The 15,093-nt window shown below is 43.6% G+C and carries 12 protein-coding genes and 1 pseudogene; 10 read left to right on the top strand and 3 right to left on the bottom strand.

Translation table 11 applies throughout. The features are described 5' to 3' along the window. A pseudogene (locus tag IEY42_RS17695) lies at positions 1 to 335 on the bottom strand (hypothetical protein); the annotation flags it as partial. Between the two features lie 82 nt (positions 336 to 417). Between IEY42_RS17695 and priA the strand changes: the two are divergent. The 9 genes from priA to IEY42_RS17655 all read left to right on the top strand — a co-directional run bounded on the left by priA (position 418) and on the right by IEY42_RS17655 (position 8,874). Next, positions 418 to 2,613, top strand: coding sequence for a primosomal protein N' (gene priA, locus IEY42_RS17690; RefSeq protein ID WP_188926626.1), 2,196 nt, complete (start codon positions 418 to 420; stop codon positions 2,611 to 2,613). A gap of 184 nt (positions 2,614 to 2,797) precedes the next feature. Next, the gene (gene argS / locus IEY42_RS17685; protein ID WP_188926625.1) at positions 2,798 to 4,543 is read left to right on the top strand and encodes an arginine--tRNA ligase; all 1,746 of its coding nucleotides are present in this window, start codon (positions 2,798 to 2,800) and stop codon (positions 4,541 to 4,543) included. Between the two features lie 2 nt (positions 4,544 to 4,545). Then, positions 4,546 to 5,154 carry an SPOR domain-containing protein gene (locus IEY42_RS17680; protein WP_188926624.1) on the top strand — a complete coding sequence of 203 codons (609 nt, stop codon included), beginning with the start codon at positions 4,546 to 4,548 and terminating at the stop codon, positions 5,152 to 5,154. A gap of 158 nt (positions 5,155 to 5,312) precedes the next feature. Beyond that, positions 5,313 to 5,837 carry an ATP-dependent protease subunit HslV gene (gene hslV / locus IEY42_RS17675; RefSeq protein WP_188917001.1) on the top strand — a complete coding sequence of 175 codons (525 nt, stop codon included), beginning with the start codon at positions 5,313 to 5,315 and terminating at the stop codon, positions 5,835 to 5,837. A 25-nt stretch (positions 5,838 to 5,862) separates the two neighbouring features. Then, a complete protein-coding gene (gene hslU, locus IEY42_RS17670; protein WP_188926623.1) occupies positions 5,863 to 7,188 on the top strand; it encodes an ATP-dependent protease ATPase subunit HslU in 1,326 nt (441 codons plus the stop codon). A gap of 163 nt (positions 7,189 to 7,351) precedes the next feature. Next, a complete protein-coding gene (locus IEY42_RS17665; protein ID WP_188916997.1) occupies positions 7,352 to 7,738 on the top strand; it encodes a gamma-butyrobetaine hydroxylase family protein in 387 nt (128 codons plus the stop codon). A gap of 423 nt (positions 7,739 to 8,161) precedes the next feature. After that, positions 8,162 to 8,374 carry a type II toxin-antitoxin system RelE/ParE family toxin gene (locus IEY42_RS22440; protein ID WP_229780146.1) on the top strand — a complete coding sequence of 71 codons (213 nt, stop codon included), beginning with the start codon at positions 8,162 to 8,164 and terminating at the stop codon, positions 8,372 to 8,374. Beyond that, positions 8,295 to 8,576 (top strand): type II toxin-antitoxin system RelE/ParE family toxin, encoded by a 282-nt coding sequence (locus IEY42_RS17660; protein WP_229780144.1) that lies wholly within the window; start codon positions 8,295 to 8,297, stop codon positions 8,574 to 8,576. The genes IEY42_RS22440 and IEY42_RS17660 overlap by 80 nt, the downstream gene beginning before the upstream one ends. Further along, positions 8,569 to 8,874, top strand: coding sequence for a helix-turn-helix domain-containing protein (locus IEY42_RS17655; protein ID WP_188926622.1), 306 nt, complete (start codon positions 8,569 to 8,571; stop codon positions 8,872 to 8,874). The genes IEY42_RS17660 and IEY42_RS17655 overlap by 8 nt, the downstream gene beginning before the upstream one ends. Before the next feature lie 95 nt (positions 8,875 to 8,969). Here IEY42_RS17655 and acnB read toward each other — a convergent pair whose 3' ends face one another. Next, positions 8,970 to 11,567: a bifunctional aconitate hydratase 2/2-methylisocitrate dehydratase gene (gene acnB, locus IEY42_RS17650; RefSeq protein WP_188926621.1), complete on the bottom strand. Its 2,598-nt coding sequence runs from the start codon at positions 11,565 to 11,567 to the stop codon at positions 8,970 to 8,972. A gap of 405 nt (positions 11,568 to 11,972) precedes the next feature. On the opposite strand from acnB, the gene hxpB reads away from it, so the two are divergent. Next, complete coding sequence (gene hxpB, locus IEY42_RS17645) at positions 11,973 to 12,629, top strand: hexitol phosphatase HxpB (RefSeq protein WP_188926620.1); 657 nt, start codon at positions 11,973 to 11,975, stop codon at positions 12,627 to 12,629. Positions 12,630 to 12,762: 133 nt separating this feature from the next. On the opposite strand, the gene IEY42_RS17640 is transcribed toward hxpB, so the two are convergent. Next, positions 12,763 to 15,027, bottom strand: coding sequence for a patatin-like phospholipase family protein (locus tag IEY42_RS17640; protein ID WP_188926619.1), 2,265 nt, complete (start codon positions 15,025 to 15,027; stop codon positions 12,763 to 12,765). Between the last annotated feature and the right edge of the window lie 66 nt (positions 15,028 to 15,093).

Below are 15,093 nucleotides of genomic sequence, written 5' to 3'. Positions count from 1 at the left end.
TAGGTCAAATAAGATTTAATCGATAGCGTATTTTGTTTAAAAAACGTTCGCGATCTCACCCTGTGCTGACCACTGAGTTGCACTAAAAATCGATTTATAGGTTGAACCAGTAATTTTTGTTGTTGCATCTCGCCCTCAATTTGCTGGCGAGTGTAAAAGTTGAGTTGTGAGCCATCATCATTTTGCACAACTATATTCATTTTTAATAAAGCTTGCTGACCCACATCAAATTGACGGCTATTGATGCTCACATGGCTGACTTGAGCAAAAGCATGTATCACACTCACAAACATTCCGCCTACAACAAACAAGAGCATAATAAGTCTTTTATACATAACACTTGCCCTATCACTTTGATGACACTTAGAGGTAAACTGATCCACAATCTTAGATAGCATTAAATAATGATGAAGTCCTATGCCCGTGTTTGTTGAAGTCGCCTTACCCGTCCCACTACGCCAAAACTTTAGTTACCGCGTAAAAGACGAGCAGCAAACATCATTGCAAATTGGACTGCGTGTAAAAGTGCCTTTTGGTCGTCAACAACTGATTGGCCTAATTACCGCTATTACTGACACTTGCGACTTAGCACCGCAACAAATTAAATCCGTAACTGCAGTGCTAGATGATGCCCCATTACTGCCCGACTCGCTATATAAATTAACACTGTGGGCGGCAAGATATTACTTTACTTCCCAAGGTCAAATGCTCAGCCAAGCCCTTCCTGTCGCCCTGCGTAAAGGGTTAGATGCTACACCACAAGCCATGGTTGAATATCATTTAAACGAGCAAGGCCGTCAAGTAGACTCAAGCGTCCTTAAACGCGCCCCTGCACAAAAAAAACTGTTCGATTTATTGCGAGAAAATCCGTTAACGCAAGATGAATTTACCACCCAAGCGTTAAGTAAATCTGCGCTTAAGGCATTGCAAGATAAGCAATGGATTGAACAAAAAAGTGCGGTCATTACTCACGACTTGAGCTGGCGTCACAAGCTGCACATGAACGAGTCGCCGCACAAATTAAATAAACAGCAAGCCGTCGCGGTTTCGGTGTTAACTCAGCAACAAGGTTTTCATTGCACTTTACTAGAAGGTATTACAGGCTCGGGTAAAACAGAAGTCTACCTAACCTTGCTTGAGACTATTTTAAAGCAAGGAAAACAAGCGCTGATCCTCGTGCCAGAAATAGGGTTAACCCCACAAACCATTAATCGCTTTAAACGCCGGTTTGAAGTTAAGGTGGCGGTAATTCATTCTGGTTTAACCGACAACCAGCGCCTTGAAGCCTGGCGACAAGCACGCGTGGGCGAAGCGGCAATTATTATTGGTACTCGCTCAGCACTTTTTACCCCTATGGCTTATCCTGGATTAATTATTCTCGATGAAGAGCACGACAGCAGCTTTAAACAGCAAGAAGGTGTGCGCTACCACGCCCGAGATCTAGCCGTAATGCGCGGCCATTTAGAAGATATTCAAGTGGTACTTGGCTCAGCAACGCCTTCGCTTGAAACCCTACAAAATGCGATATCTGGCCGTTACCACCACCTTGAATTAAGCGAGCGTGCTGGCGCGGCGCAAAAAGTGAAGCAAGGCATTATCGACATTACCTCGCAGCCCTTAAAAGCCGGTATGTCAGCCTCGTTAATTAACGAAATGCGCATGCACCTTGATGCCGGCAACCAGGTGTTATTGTTTTTAAACCGTCGCGGCTTTGCCCCTGCGTTGTTGTGCCACGAATGCGGCCATTTACATGAATGCGACCGTTGCGATGCTTTTTTTACTGTACATCAAGGTTTAAACGAAATTTGCTGTCACCACTGTGGTAATCAATATGCCATCCCGAAACAATGCCATCAATGTGGTAGCACCATGTTGATGGGGCACGGCTTAGGCACAGAACAGCTTGAGCAAGAGTTGGTGAAGCTGTTCCCACAATATCCGGTTGTGCGCATTGACCGCGACACCACTCGGCGCAAAGGCTCCCTTGAGCAACAGTTACAAGGGATTTACATGGGAAAATATAAAATTCTAGTAGGCACGCAAATGTTGGCTAAAGGGCATCATTTTCCCGATGTGACGTTAGTGGGCTTATTGGATGTGGACGGTGCATTATTCAGTGCCGATTTTCGTGCGCCTGAGCGTTTTGGTCAGCTATACACTCAAGTGTCAGGCCGCGCAGGTCGCGCCGACAAACCTGGTAAAGTGCTGTTACAAACCCACCAAAGTGACAACCCAATTTTGCGCGATTTGCTGCAACGTGGTTACGGTGAATTTGCCCGCAGCCAGCTAACTGAGCGCCAACAAGCATTGTTACCGCCAGCATGGCACATGGTATTAATTAGAGCAGAGGCGCACTTGGCTCAAGATGCTGACGCCTTTTTAGCTCAAATCAGTCAGCTTATCCCGCAAAGTAACGAACTCGAAGTGATTGGCCCAATCCCCGCGCCATTAGACCGTAAAGCCGGAAAGTATCGACGCCAGTTAATGCTGCAGGCCAAAAATCGTCAGCAACTACAAACGGTATTTGAGCAGGTACTGAGTCAAATTGAACAACTCCCTGAAAGTAAGCGCTGTCGCTGGACGATTGATCGCGACCCACAAGATTTAATGTAATAGCAACCGCCGTGTAATCATTGGTTATAACCTCTGTAATACCGTTCACTGAGATTGTTATTCAGGTTTATGATAAAAAAACCAATATTTCCGCCAAAGCCGATAGCAATTACCCCCCATAAACGGCTAAAATACGCGGTTCCGTCATGTCATTCATTTAACGAATTAGTGCAAGCAAACGCCCATGAAATCACATATTGAATCTTTACTAGAACAAACCCTCGAATCTTTTAAACAGCAAGGTATTGTGCCAGCTGATTTTCAAGCGCGCATTCAGGTCGATCGCACTAAAGATAAAAGTCATGGTGACTTAGCGACTAACCTTGCAATGATGCTGACCAAAATAGCGAAAAAGAATCCACGCGAATTAGCCCAATTGATTATCGACAACTTACCGGCGTCATCTCACGTTGCTAAAGTTGAAATTGCCGGCCCAGGTTTTATTAACTTCTTTATCGACGGCAACGCATTAGCTAATCAGCTACAACAAGCATTAAACGATGACCACTTAGGCGTGAGCTTACCGGCTAAGCAAACTATCGTTGTCGATTATTCATCGCCAAACCTAGCCAAAGAAATGCACGTAGGTCACTTACGTTCAACCATTATTGGTGACAGTGTTGTCCGTGCGCTTGAGTTTTTAGGTCATAACGTAATCCGTCAAAACCACGTTGGCGACTGGGGCACACAATTTGGTATGTTACTGGCATACATGGAAGAGTTACGTGCAGCCAATGGCGAACAAGCCAAAATGGAATTGTCTGATCTAGAAAGCTTTTACCGTGCCGCAAAAGTCCGCTTTGACGAATCAACCGAATTTGCCACTCGTGCACGTCAGTTAGTGGTTGCCTTACAATCGGGCGACGAATACTGCAATAAACTATGGCGTGAGTTTAACGACATCTCGCTAAGCCACTGTCATGATGTATACAAACGTTTAGGTGTGAGCCTAACGCGCGCTGATGTTCACGGCGAAAGTGCTTATAACGCAGACCTTGCGCAAGTGGTTAAAGATTTAGACGCCCAAGGTTTATTAAGTGAAAGTAATGGCGCTAAAGTGGTGTTCCAAGAAGAATTCCGCACTAAAGAAGGCGAGCCATTACCGGTTATTATTCAAAAAGCTGATGGCGGTTATTTATATGCCACTTCTGATTTAGCCGCTATGCGCTACCGCTCAAACGTACTGAAAGCCGACCGCGCACTGTACTTTGTTGATTTGCGCCAAGCGCTGCATTTCCATCAAGTATTTAACCTTGCCAAGTTAGCTAAATTTGTTCGTGCAGACATGTCTCTAGAGCACACAGGCTTTGGCACCATGAACGGTGAAGATGGTCGTCCATTTAAAACCCGTTCAGGCGGCGTAGTTAAATTAGTCGACTTATTAGATGAAGCGAACGTGCGCGCACTTGAACTGGTGCGCAGCAAAAATCCGGACATGGACGAGGCAACACTTACTGAAATCGCTCGCGTTGTCGGGATCAGTGCAGTTAAGTACGCTGACTTATCTAAAAACCGCACGAGCGATTACATTTTCAGCTTCGAGCAAATGCTAAGTTTCGAGGGTAACACTGCACCATACTTACTGTATGCCTATACTCGCGTAGCCGGTATTTTTAAACGTGCTGAAGACATCGATTTAAGTCAGGCTAAAATCGTCCTTGAACACGAAAAAGAAAAAGATTTAGGCACCAAGTTAGCCCAGTTTGGTGAAGTGCTTACCCGCATGACCGACAAAGGCTTACCACATGTACTGTGTGGCTACTTGTTTGAGTTAGCGAGTGAGTTCTCAAGCTTTTACGAAGCCTGCCCAGTTTTAGCGGCTGACACTGAAGCGCAAAAACAAAGCCGTTTATTATTATCGCAACTTACTGCCAACACCCTTAAAACCGGTTTATCTTTACTTGGCATTGAAACTTTAGAGCGGATGTAATCATGAGTCGCGACTACGCAAACCGCAAACCTAAGGGAAGCAAACCCACCAAAAGCCGTGCAACCAAGCGTAAAAAAGCGCCGGCGCGCAGCTTTCCGTATTTGCCTGTATTTGTTGTTGTCGCGCTTGTTATCGGCTTTGGTTACTTTTTATGGTCAATAAACGGTAGCTCAGGCACCCAGGTCGCAGAGCCTGCCCAGCAACCCAAAAAGAAAACCGTACAAGCTGAAACTGCACCAACACCTGCGGCCAAAAAAGTGGTTAAACCAGACCCAAATGCATTACCCCCTAAACCGCAAGAGCAATGGACTTATCTTGAAGAGTTAGAAAATAAAGAAGTTGAAATTGACTTGCCTGCTACAGGCGTGGTTTCAAGTGGCATTTATCAAATGCAATGTGGCTCGTTTAGACAAGAGTCACAAGCCAATGAAATGAAAGCCCGCATAGCGTTTCAAGGAATGGAAGCCCAAGTGCGTCGCAGCGAAGGCACCAATGGTATTTGGTACCGCGTAGTATTAGGACCTTTCCCTAACAAACGCGAAGCTGAAACCAACCGCCATAAAATGCAAAGGTCAGGCATTAACACCTGCCAAATTTGGTTATGGCAATAGCGCTTTTCAATCGACTAATGCGATAAACTTTCATCAGTCCTGTTCACTCGAACAGGGCTTTTTTTATGCTGTCCTTGATATCTCTCATTTTGACCCCATATCCAATTTAATCATGAATCAACAATTGCATTCGTTGATGCATTTAAAGAGGATTTACCGTGACTACAATCGTATCCGTACGCCGCAATAATCAAGTTGTCATCGCAGGCGATGGCCAAGTATCTTTAGGCAATACCGTCATGAAAGGCAACGCGCGTAAAGTGCGTCGCTTGTATCATAATAAGGTATTAGCTGGTTTTGCAGGCGGTACTGCCGATGCATTTACTCTTTTTGAGCGCTTTGAAGCCAAGCTCGAAATGCATCAAGGCCATTTATTAAAGTCAGCTGTTGAGCTCGCCAAAGATTGGCGTACCGACAGAATGCTGCGTAAACTCGAAGCCATGCTAGTGGTGGCTGATGGTGAAGCCTCATTAATTATTACCGGTAACGGCGATGTAGTGCAGCCAGAATACGACCTAGTGGCCATTGGTTCGGGTGGTAACTATGCCCAAGCCTCAGCACTCGCCCTATTGCAAAATACCGAACTCAGCGCCGAAGAAATTGCGGATAAATCGTTGACCATTGCCGGCGACATTTGCGTATTTACCAACCAATTCAAAACTATCGAAAAGTTAGATTACTAATTCGAGCGTTAATAAAGGAACAGTTATGTCTGAAATGACTCCACGCGAGATTGTTCACGAACTAGACTCGCATATCATCGGCCAAAAAAATGCTAAACGCTCAGTCGCCGTTGCCTTACGTAACCGCTGGCGCCGTATGCAGCTGGAGCCGTCATTACGTCACGAAGTCACCCCAAAAAACATTTTAATGATTGGCCCAACCGGTGTCGGTAAAACCGAAATCGCCCGTCGTTTAGCCAAACTAGCTAACGCGCCATTTATTAAAGTGGAAGCGACAAAATTTACCGAAGTGGGTTATGTCGGTAAAGAAGTGGAACAAATCATCCGTGATTTAACTGACTCTGCCGTGAAAATGACCCGCGAGCAGCAAATGAAAAAATGCCGTCATCGCGCAGAAGAAATGGCCGAAGAACGTATTTTAGACGCGCTATTGCCTAAGGCGAAAGATGATTGGGACACTGAGCCAAAAGACGACTCAAACACCCGTCAAGTATTCCGTAAAAAGCTGCGTGAAGGTCAACTAGACGACAAAGAAATTGAAATCGATGTTGCTGCGCCACAAATTGGCGTTGAAATCATGTCACCACCAGGCATGGAAGAAATGACCAATCAGCTACAAGGTTTATTCCAAAATCTTGGCCAAAGCACCTCAAAACGCAAAAAGCTTAAGATTAAAGATGCTTACAAACAGCTAGTTGAAGATGAAGCCGCGAAACTGGTTAATCAAGAAGATCTTAAAGAGCAAGCCATCGAGTTGGTTGAACAAAATGGCATTGTGTTTTTAGACGAAATCGACAAAATCTGTAAGCGCGGCGAAAGCTCTGGCCCTGATGTGTCGCGTGAAGGTGTACAACGTGATTTACTGCCATTAGTTGAAGGTTGTACTGTCACCACTAAACACGGCATGGTGAAAACCGACCATATTTTATTTATTGCCTCGGGTGCATTCCAGATGTCAAAACCATCTGACTTAATCCCAGAGTTGCAAGGTCGTTTACCTATTCGTGTTGAGTTAGATGCCCTAACGGCTAGTGATTTTAAGCGAATTCTGACTGAGCCGCATGCATCTTTAACTGAGCAATATATTGCGCTAATGGCAACAGAAGGTGTCACGATAGAGTTTGTAGAATCAGGCATTGAACGCATCGCAGAAGCAGCATGGCAAGTCAATGAGCGTACTGAAAACATCGGTGCTCGTCGTTTGCATACTGTGATGGAAAAGCTGATGGAAGAAATCTCTTACGATGCGTCTGAAAAGTCAGGCTCAACGTTTGTGATTGATGCGCAGTATGTTAACGACCACCTTGATACTCTGGTACAAGATGAAGATTTAAGCCGCTTTATTTTATAAGATTTAAGCTTAAATCAGGCCTGTGTCGATGCACTATGTAGCGACACAAACTGATGGACATTAAACGTCACAAATAGGCTTAACAATAATAGGATTAACAGCAAAGTCGCGTATGATGATAATCTGCGATTTAGCGTTAATCCTTTTTTTTATAGGTATTCCCATGACTCAATCAACGCCAACTGTTAGTGGTATTAAGCTTAAGCGCCAATCTAAGTTATTAGAAGTCACATTTGATAACGGCCAAACCTACAACATCAGCTGTGAAATGCTCCGCGTATTCTCCCCATCGGCAGAAGTACAGCGTCATGGCAACCCAATATTAGTCACTCACAAGAAAGCGGTGAATATCAAAGCCCTCGAACCTGTGGGTCATTATGCGGTAAAAATCACCTTTGATGATGGTCATGATACCGGCCTGTATTCCTGGCAAGTGCTATACAACTTATGTAGCAATCAAGCTGAATTATGGCAGCAGTATTTAGCCAGACTGCGGGCAGAGAAAGGTTCACGCGAACCATTGATTGATATGAATATTAAGTATTCATAACCTTCTTTATTGCCAAACTTCGTTTGGATTAAGTATCAAAGTTGCACTTCCAGCAATAAATTTAATCCAAATAAATCTATCTACCTCGTCGTCCCGGCAATGCTTTTGAGCCGGGATCCAGGTGTTTGCACTTATGGCCTACGGCAACACATTTCAATGTACATCCTTAATCATTTTTACCCAAACACATACGAGCACATACCTTCTTCGATATTGGAAAGCTTGCTTTAATTCATACCATTATTCTTATCAATTGCCTGCCGCAGACACTTATCACTGATAGTATGCTGCCACTAAGGTATTCGCGCCTCGCTCACACCAGATTGTGGGCACAAAATCTTAAAACCAATAAAAAAACCTTAGCTTGCTCTTGGCGCCCTCCCCCCAATTATTGCTTAGAAAACACTCAAGTGCTAACATGAAATGTATGACTCAGTGATACACTTAAAGGATTTTAAGTGGGCAGAATATTCAAAAACACCTGATTTTACATCTTGGGCTAAAAATGAAAATGTAGATGATTCTGCCCTACTCGCTGCGATTCAAGAAGTTGAAAATGGACTTATCGATGCCAAACGTGGTGGTAATGTCATTAAAAAACGAGTTGCTCGAACTGGTCAAGGTAAAAAGTGGTGATTTTAGAACTATCATTGCTTTTAACGTTGATGATAAATCGTTTTTTATCTTTGGTTTTTCCAAAAATGAAAAGGCGGATATTTCAATAAAAGCAAAGACAGCATTAAAGATTATGGCTAAAGGGTTGCTCTCTTACGACAATAAACAGTTAGCAAAAGCATTAAAAAGCAAAGCACTTTACGAGGTAACACGAGATGAGTAGATTATTAAAATCACTTCATAACACAGCACAAGGCTTACATGATGCAGGAGTCATGAAAACGGCGACCATGCGTGAGCTAGATGTTCTCTGTTTACCTGAAGTTAACGTATTGTCGGCTGCGCAAATTAAACATATTCGAATCACAAATAATCTTAGCCAACCTGTATTTGCGAGGGGCCTTAATGTTTCAGTATCGAGTGTACAAAAATGGGAGCAAGGTAAACGCCATCCTGAAGGGCCTGCTTTAAAACTGTTACATCTAGTGCAAAAAAATGGTTTTGATTTACTTAAAGCGTAACGAGTAATTCCATAATTAAATCCTCGCCTCGAAACCCAAATAAAAATGCCAGCATTTCTGCTGGCATTTTTGATCAACTGTTAACTAGTTTAAGCTTATAGCGCGGCTTGGAAAATCACGCTGTCAGCTTTCTTCGTGTAAGAATCGATTTGGTCGAAGTTCAAGTAACGGTAAGTATCAGCTGCAGTTGCATCTAATTCTTTCGCGTAGTCTTGATACTCTTGTGGAGAAGGTAGACGACCTAACAAGGCTGCTACTGCCGCTAGCTCAGCTGATGCTAAGTAAACGTTCGCACCTGTACCTAAACGGTTAGGGAAGTTACGCGTTGAAGTAGACACAACGGTAGCGCCTTCAGCAACACGTGCTTGGTTACCCATACAAAGAGAACAACCAGGGATCTCGATACGAGCACCGACACGACCGAAGATTGAGTAGTAACCCTCTTCCGTTAACTGATCGCGGTCCATCTTAGTTGGAGGCGCAATCCATAAACGTGTTGGCAATGTTTTAGCAAACTTGTCTAACATCTTACCGGTAGCACGGAAGTGGCCAATGTTTGTCATACAAGAACCCACAAACACTTCGTCAATCTTAGTCTCTGCAACGCTTGATAATAATACTGCATCATCAGGATCGTTTGGTGCACAAAGGATTGGCTCTTTAATGTCGTTTAAGTCGATTTCGATAATTTCAGCATATTCTGCATCTTTATCAGCTTCCATCAACTCTGGGTTAGCAATCCACTCTTGCATAGCGGTAATACGACGTTCAATCGTACGACGATCGCCATAACCTTCACTGATCATCCACTTTAACATCACGATGTTAGAGTTTAAGTATTCAATGATTGGCTCTTTGTCTAGCTTAATAGTACAACCAGCAGCACTACGCTCTGCAGATGCATCAGACAGTTCGAATGCTTGCTCAACTTTCAGTTTTTCAAGGCCTTCGATTTCTAATACACGGCCAGAGAAGGCATTAATTTTGCCTTTTTTCTCAACCGTTAGCAGACCCATTTCAATCGCTTTTAGTGGAATCGCATGTACTAGGTCACGCAGTGTGATACCTGGTTGCATGGTGCCTTTAAAGCGAACTAAAACTGATTCTGGCATATCAAGAGGCATCACACCTGTTGCTGCAGCAAAGGCTACTAGGCCAGAACCGGCTGGGAATGAAATACCAATTGGGAAACGAGTATGTGAATCACCACCAGTACCAACGGTATCAGGTAGTAGCATACGGTTTAACCAAGAGTGAATAACACCATCACCTGGACGTAATGCAACACCGCCACGGTTCATGATGAAATCAGGCAGTTTGTGGTGTGTTTCAACGTCAACAGGCTTTGGATAAGCCGCTGTGTGACAGAATGACTGCATAGTTAAATCAGCACTAAAGCCTAAACAGGCTAAGTCTTTTAACTCATCACGTGTCATTGGGCCAGTAGTATCTTGCGAGCCTACTGAGGTCATTTTAGGTTCGCAGTATTGCCCTGGGCGAATACCTTTCACGCCACATGCTTTACCGACCATTTTTTGTGCAAGGGTAAAGCCCTTGTCTGATGCAACAACATCTTCAGGACGAACAAATACGTCAGATGCTGGTAAACCTAACGTTTCACGTGCGCGATCAGTTAAGCCGCGACCAATGATCAATGGAATACGACCACCAGCACGAACTTCGTCTAACAATACGTCAGTTTTAAGTTCGAACGTAGAGATAACTTCGTCAGTACCGCCACGCTTAACAACGCCTTCATATGGATAAATGTCGATAACATCGCCCATGTCCATTTTATCAACGTTTAGCTCAATCGGTAATGCGCCTGCATCTTCCATAGTGTTGAAGAAAATAGGGGCAATCTTGTTACCTAAACAGAAACCACCAGCACGCTTGTTAGGTACATAAGGGATATCATCACCCATGAACCACAATACTGAGTTAGTTGCTGATTTACGTGAAGAACCGGTACCTACAACGTCACCAACATAAACAAGTGGATGACCTTTTTCTTTTAAGGCTTCGATTTCTTTGATTGGGCCCACTTCGCCAGACACATCAGGTACGATACCGTCACGGGCGTTTTTCAACATGGCTAATGCATGTAATGGGATATCTGGACGAGACCATGCATCAGGTGCTGGAGACAAGTCATCAGTGTTGGTTTCACCCGCCACTTTAAATACTGTTAAGGTCACTTTGTCAGCAAGCTTTGGACGGTTTAAGAACCAATCCGCATTTGCCCAAGCTTCAACAACTTGTTTAGCAGACTCATTACCGGCTTGCATTTTTTCTACCACGTCGTGGTATGCATCAAACATTAATAATGTGTTTGATAATGCTTTAACAGCCAGTGGTGCTAATGCTGGAGTTTCTAATTGAGCAATTAATGGCTCAATGTTGTAACCGCCTTGCATAGTACCTAATAACTCAACTGCGCGTTCAGCTGATAAAATTGGTGATTTTACAGTGCCTTTTGCCACTGCGTCTAAGAATGCCGCTTTCACATAGGCAGCTTCATCAACACCTGGTGGGATACGGTTTTCTAATAAGTCGAGGACTACCGCCTCTTCCCCAGCAGGAGGAGTCTCAACTAATTTTACTAATTCAGCCACTTGTTGTGCATCTAATGGCTTAGGGACAACACCCTCTGCAGCACGTTCTGCGACGTGTTTACGATATGCTTCTAGCACGGCAACATTCCTCTTTGTTTGACGCCTAACGGCGAAACTCAGCGCACATATTGTTACGCTGATAATTCCACAGGTTCGGGCTTGAAATCCGATGTTTAGTATACTACAGCTTTATAAAAGTATGAATCAGATCACACTGTTAGAAGCTTTAAATCAACTCGATTTATCCAGCTAAAAATCAATTTAATCGTTCCGTGAATAAATTTAAATTAGACAATAGTTTGAAACAGGCTAAAAAACATTTAAATACATAAACTTAAACCTAGCCTGCTGATTAAACTTTTACATCATTAAATATCGACTTTTGAGATGAAATATTTTTTAAAAACTTGTGCATGAGTTGTATCTAAACCACAAGATCGCGATAATTAATGCCTAAATGAGGTGATTTAAGGAACTTGTGCGGTGTCGACCAAAATAAAAGCGGTAATTTTTGATATGGATGGAATTTTGATCGATTCAGAACCCGCCTGGCAACTTGCTGAACAAACTGTATTGAACAGCCTTGGCCTTAATTTGACTCTTGAACAAGTTGAGCAAACCACCGGACTGCGAATTGATCAGGTGGTGAGTTATTGGTATCAACGCTTTCCTTGGCCTCATTATGACAATACGGCCACCGCTAATAAGATAGTGAATGAAGTCATTGCGCAAATTAGCGCAACGGGTGAGCCAATGTTCGGCGTAATCGATTCACTTGAAGCATGCAAACGACTTGGGCTAAAAATTGGCCTCGCCACATCATCGTCATCGCGAATTATTCACGCCGTGCTCGATAAGCTCGCCATTGGTCATTATTTTGAAGCACTCGAGTCTGCAGAGAACTTAGCTTACGGTAAGCCGCACCCTGAAGTGTATTTAAACTGCGCTAACGCGCTTGGTATTGCGCCAAGCCAATGCATTGCCATTGAAGACTCGTTTAATGGCCTTATTGCTGCCCGAGCAGCCACCATGCAAACCGTTGCTATTCCGGCGCCTCATACCGTTAACCAAACAAAATGGGTAATCGCCCATCATAAGCTAGCTCACGCAGGATTATTACCCGCACTGCTCGAGGCCTAGGTGCCTAGGCTGCTACGCGGATAGTGCGCTTCGCTTCTAGGGCAAACTTCGTCCTGCTAGGGGCAGCTTCGCTGTTAAGATTTAATAGCCTCTAACAGCGAAGCATCCTAGGCTTTTTGCTTAGATAGACGGCTTAAAAGTTCTTACCTAAAAACAGATAGAATGCAGCATCACCTTGGTTTGTTACCCCTAAACCAAGCGCCGCAGGGCCCCAATCAGTATCGGTACCCAAATATAAGCTACTGGCATAAATTAAGTCATCGAAGTCCATTTCGCTGCGTTCAAACCACACATTACCGCCCTCTAAACTGGCCCCTAAATACAAAGGTAAATCGGTAATTAACACATCACGCCCTAAGTCATATTGGTAAATAATCGCACTGAATATTTTATGCGCGCCCACAAGGGTATCTTTACGGTAACCTGATAAATTTAAAAAGCCGCCTAACTCTGCAACATGCAGAGTAAAGTTGCCGTCATTTTCAGTGGTTGCAAATTCCATTTTACCCACAATAGCGTGATTACCTAGCTTTAACGCCCCTTTCCAGTCGGCTTCAAATTGCCATGCGAGATCGTCACTAAAAGTATTATCTGAACTAGTGGTGCCACTATAAGACTCATCCCTTAAATAGCTGACAAAAGTAAATCGGTTACCGTCAGTAGGGAAGCTAATACTGTTTAAAGTGTCATAGCTTATTTTAAAGTAAGCACCCGTTGAGTGATAACTTATTGAGTCTTGTGTATTCACCTCACTTTTAACGTGACCATTTTCACCAATAAAGCCGAGCTCCATGATGCCATCGGAGTCATAGTTGTAACCTAAACCTAGCTCAAGCTGCGCAACGTTATTTTCGAGTAATAAATAACTGCTGTCTTGATCAAGTACATCCCAATTTAACATTTGGTACTGTAAACGTGCCAGGCTATAAAAAGTTTGGTCTCGATCTAACGGTTGATAAAACTCAGTTGCAATGAGTTTGCGGTAACCTAATTCAATTTCATTACGCCACTCGCCACCTTTTGAGGTGAGATCGGTCATGGTTAACGCCAAACTCAGTGTAATTGCCGAATCTAAACTAAAGTCATCTTCCCAGTTAAAACCAGCTTGAAAATAATTAGGTCCCCACGACTTGGCCTTGGTAGTAACCGTTAAAATTCGTCCTTGATCTACGTCTTCAAATTCGGCATCAACCCGTTCAAATTTATTTAATGCATAAACACGGTTAATTGCATCGGCTAAATCTTCTTTGGTGAGCACGTCACCTTTTTCGATATCGAGACGCTCACGCAATAATTTTTCACTGACCTTTGATTGATTATCAAAGGCAATTTTATAAATTGGTTTTTTAAGTGGGTCATTCCACTGCAAGCTTTGTTGTGTTTTTTCTGCTTGATAAGCCAAATAATCAGACTCTTTTATCGATAAAGATTTGAGTTTTTCTAATTGAATTTTTGCCGCATCTTCGCCTAATTTGAGTGCCAACGGCATAATGGAAAAGTCAGTGGTACTGAGTACATCAATGGCGGGGCGAATAAGAATATCGCGCTCTGTGAGTAGTGTTTTTTGCCGCGCAGTGCTGGCTTGAGTCAAAATGGTTGATAGCTGCTCAAGTACAGCGACTGTACTGTCGAGTCGGTCTTGACCGACTAATGGTGAACCAATATCAACAGCAATGATAATGTCAGCACCCATCGCTTTGACCACATCCACGGGCATGTTGTTGGCAATACCGCCATCAACTAACAAACGGCCATCAATAATAGCCGGTTGTAACGCTCCCGGCACGGTTGCCGATGCTTGCATGGCTTGTACCACGCTACCGCTTGATAACACAACGGCTTCACTGGTTGCTAAGTCGGTAGCAACAGCACGATAGGGAATGGCCAGATCATCAAAATCACCAAATTGCTCAACCAAATCGGTAGAGTGTCTGAGTAATAACGACATACTTTGTCCGCGTAACAATCCACTTGGAGAGGTTAAACGGTTGTCGTTATAACCAACGGTCAGTGGAATATTAAACTGGTCGCGTTGTTGTTTATCACGGTAGCTTAAACTCTCACGCGGAATAGTATCTGAATAGCCGTCAGTCCATTCGCCGCTAAGCATGATTTTTTCAATTTGCTCTGCACTGTAACCAAGCGCATACATACCTGCTACGTATGCACCAATACTGGTTCCGGCAACATAATCGACTGGAATTCGGTTTTTTTCGAGTACTTTTAATACCCCAATATGCGCGGTCCCTTTTGCACCACCACCACTGAGCACGAGCCCAATTGTCGGTCTTTCTTTCGCTATTTTAGAAGCCGCCATTACGGGTTGTAACACCGCACTAAAACAAAGGCAGCTTAGCAAAAACCAACTTAGTTGATTAAGGCGCAAAATTGTAAGCATAAATCATTCCGCAATTAAGTAAAAACAACGCATTCTAACAAGATTTAACCAATACCCAAACTAATT

The organism is Shewanella algicola (assembly GCF_014648035.1).
Lineage (GTDB): Bacteria > Pseudomonadota > Gammaproteobacteria > Enterobacterales > Shewanellaceae > Shewanella > Shewanella algicola.
This window is presented reverse-complemented; position numbering and strand designations above follow the sequence as displayed.

Excerpts from the sequence above, each read along its gene's own strand:
- priA (WP_188926626.1), top strand. The coding sequence starts at position 418 with ATGCCCGTGTTTGTTGAAGTCGCCTTACCCGTCCCACTACGCCAAAAC.
- argS (WP_188926625.1), top strand. The coding sequence starts at position 2,798 with ATGAAATCACATATTGAATCTTTACTAGAACAAACCCTCGAATCTTTT.
- IEY42_RS17680 (WP_188926624.1), top strand. The coding sequence starts at position 4,546 with ATGAGTCGCGACTACGCAAACCGCAAACCTAAGGGAAGCAAACCCACC.
- hslU (WP_188926623.1), top strand. The coding sequence starts at position 5,863 with ATGTCTGAAATGACTCCACGCGAGATTGTTCACGAACTAGACTCGCAT.
- IEY42_RS17665 (WP_188916997.1), top strand. The coding sequence starts at position 7,352 with ATGACTCAATCAACGCCAACTGTTAGTGGTATTAAGCTTAAGCGCCAA.
- IEY42_RS22440 (WP_229780146.1), top strand. The coding sequence starts at position 8,162 with ATGTATGACTCAGTGATACACTTAAAGGATTTTAAGTGGGCAGAATAT.
- IEY42_RS17660 (WP_229780144.1), top strand. The coding sequence starts at position 8,295 with ATGGACTTATCGATGCCAAACGTGGTGGTAATGTCATTAAAAAACGAG.
- IEY42_RS17655 (WP_188926622.1), top strand. The coding sequence starts at position 8,569 with ATGAGTAGATTATTAAAATCACTTCATAACACAGCACAAGGCTTACAT.
- IEY42_RS17640 (WP_188926619.1), bottom strand. The coding sequence starts at position 15,027 with ATGCTTACAATTTTGCGCCTTAATCAACTAAGTTGGTTTTTGCTAAGC.